We start from the raw sequence: 2,847 nt of genomic DNA on the forward strand, positions 1-2,847 counted from the left end.
GATCCGTTATCGGCCCACCCGATATAGTCCGCCCCGCCCTTGCTGGCCTTGACCACGGGCAGCGAGCTTGCCTTTTCGCCCACCGTCACTGCCTGGCCGCCCGGCAGGATGGGGACGACGAAGACTTCGTAATTCTGCTTGAACGCGACATGCTCGCCCGTCGGCGAGACGCGGAAATCGTTGGCGAGATCGCCTTGGGCGTGGACGCGCTTGGCCTCGCCATTCAGGTCGGTGGACAGCAATTGCAGATTGCCGCCCTCGCGCCCCATCATGAAAATGCGGTCGTTCGCCGCGCCGAATTGGGGCACGCTGTTCCCGCGCGAGACCAGCTGCGGCGTGCCGCCAGTGGCGGAAACGCGATAGACGCCCGGATTCTCCGAAAATTCCGGCGCGGTCAGATATCCGCCCTCGCGCTTTTCGAACACGATGGTGCGCCCGTCTGGCGAAAATTGCGGCACGGCGTAATGACCGCGCATTTCGGTGACGGTGCGCTGGTTGCGGCCGTTCGCGTCCAGAGTGACGATCTGGCCGAGCCCCTGATCCGTCCAGCGGACATAGGCGATGCGTTCGCCATCGCGCGACCATGCGGGCCAGGCCTCGATCGCCTCCCCATCATCGGTCAGCCGCCGCGCTTCGCCCCCGGCGGCATTCTTCACGTAGAGCTTGCCGAGGCTTTCGAACACGATCCGGCGACCATCGGGCGAAAGTGCGGCGAATTTCGGGATCTTGGTCTCGAAACTGTCGGGCGCGACCGGGATCACAGGATGGGGCGCATCGGCCACGCTGCGCGTATCGTCGATCGCGAAGGAGATCACCCGCGCTTCGCCTCCCATGGCCGGGACGCGGCGCAGCTTGCCGCCCGCCCAGAACACGATTTCGCGGCTGTCGGGCGTCCAGTCCATCCCCGGATAGACGCCATAGACCGCCCAGGTCTCCTGCAAATCGAGGTCGAGCGAATCGTAGATCATCCGCTCCTCCCCGCTCGAGAGATCCTTGACCCAGAGCTGCGACTGATCGCGATCGCGGCGCACGAAGGAGAGGTATTTGCCATCCGGCGACGGCTGCGGGCGGACCGATCCGCCATAGCCGGACACCGCCGTGGTCACCTCGCCCGTCGCCAGATCGTATTTCTCGATTTCGAACAGGCTCTGCTGCGAATCCTGCGCATACTGGAAGATCGCGCCGGGGCTGACATTGCGGGTGTAGTAGATCGCGCTGCCATCGGGGGCGTAGACCGGCTCGCCCAATTCCTTCTGCAAGGACTCGCTCGCGCGCTCGACCAGAGCGACGCCACCGCCGCCCGAGATGTGATAGAGCCAAACCTCGCCCGTACCCGCCGAGCGTTCGGTGGTGAAATGCTTCTTCGCCGCGATGTAGCGCCCGTCCGGGCTCCAGGTCGGCTGGTTGAGGAGGCGGAAATTCTCCAGCGTAACGCGCCGTTTGTCCGACCCGTCCGCATTCATCACCCAGATATTGTCCGCGCCGTTCCTGTCCGAGGTGAAGGCGATCCGGCTGCCATCGGGCGAGAAGCGCGGCTGGATTTCCCAGGCCAGCCCTTCGGCGATCCGGGTGGGCGTGCCGCCCGTAATCGGCATGGTGTAGATATCGCCGAGAAGCGCGAAGGCGAGCGTGCGCCCATCGGGCGAGACATCGACATCGATCCAGGTGCCTTCGTCGGTGCGGATCGGGACCTGGCGGATGGTGGCACCGCGCGGGTTGGTGATGTCCCATTTCTCTTCGCCCGCGCCGGGCGTGGCCTGCGGAACCGCAGGCGCCGCCTCCACCGCTTCGCCGGTACCCTGCGCCGGCAGTTCCTCGTCATTCTGCGAAGCGTCGACCTCCTGCTCCTCGACCGGATTGGGCGAAGGCGTCGGCTGCTGCGATTGGGCGAAGGCGGCTTGCGCTACGAACAGGCTGGCAAGGACGGTGGCGACGGTGGTTTTCATGTCTCTCTCCCCTGGGGTCGCCGCCGGTCTAGGCGCACCCGCAGGAGATGCAAAGTCACTCGTCGATCTGCGCCAACGCCTGTTTTGCCCGGCTCAGGTGCGGGCGATCGAGCATCCCCTTGCGCCAGCCGATCGTGCCCGCGCCGGGATTGTCCGCGAACAATTGCACGATCTCGCGCGCTTCGGCGATTTCTTCCTCGCTGGGTGCGAAGGCGCGGTTGATCACCTCGACCTGTGCGGGATGGATCGCGAGCATTCCGCGATACCCGTCGCGCTTGACCATCCGCGCGCGTTTCTCGAGGCCTTCGAGATCGCGGAAATCGCCCATGATCGTCTCGATCGGGGTCACGCCCGCCGCTGCGGCTCCCAAGAGACACAGCGAGCGCGCCAGCTCGAAGACCGGACGATAGCTGCCATCATCGTTCATGCTGTCTGCCGCGCCGAGCGAATCCGAGAGATCCTCCGCCCCCCAGCTCATGCCCGTCAGCCGCGGTGCACCGCGATACTCGCCGGTCGTGAACATGGCTGCCGCCGTTTCGGTGACGAGCGCCATGACAGGCGTCGATCCAGGCTCGATATCGCTTGCCTGCTCGCGCTCGGACAGCAAGGCATCCAGCTGTTCGACGTGATGGCGCCCTTCCGCCTTGGGCAGGACGATCCCGCCGGGGCGTGCAGGCATCACCGCGTCGAGATCCTCGCGCGTCCAGTCCCCGTCCAGCGGATTGATTCGCACCCACAGGCGCGCGCGGTCCTGTTCGTTCGCGCGGAGAAATTCGGCGACCATGCGCCGCGCTTCGGGCTTGTTGGCGGTGGCCACCGCATCCTCGAGATCGAGGATGACGATATCTGCCGGGCCACCTGCGGCCTTTTCCATCTTGCGGGCGCTGTCGCCCGGCGCGAA

The 2,847-nt window shown here is 65.8% G+C and carries 1 protein-coding gene and 1 pseudogene; both read right to left on the minus strand.

Annotated elements, in window-relative coordinates; translation table 11 throughout:
• Positions 1 to 1,946: pseudogene (locus A3736_RS00970) on the minus strand (DPP IV N-terminal domain-containing protein); the annotation flags it as partial.
• A 55-nt stretch (positions 1,947 to 2,001) separates the two neighbouring features.
• Positions 2,002 to 2,847, minus strand: an 846-nt coding sequence (locus A3736_RS00975) for a CoA ester lyase (protein WP_067678077.1), incomplete at its 5' end; no start/stop codon positions are given.

Origin of the sequence: Erythrobacter sp. HI0063, from assembly GCF_001635685.1 — a bacterium.
In the GTDB taxonomy this organism is placed as follows: domain Bacteria; phylum Pseudomonadota; class Alphaproteobacteria; order Sphingomonadales; family Sphingomonadaceae; genus Qipengyuania.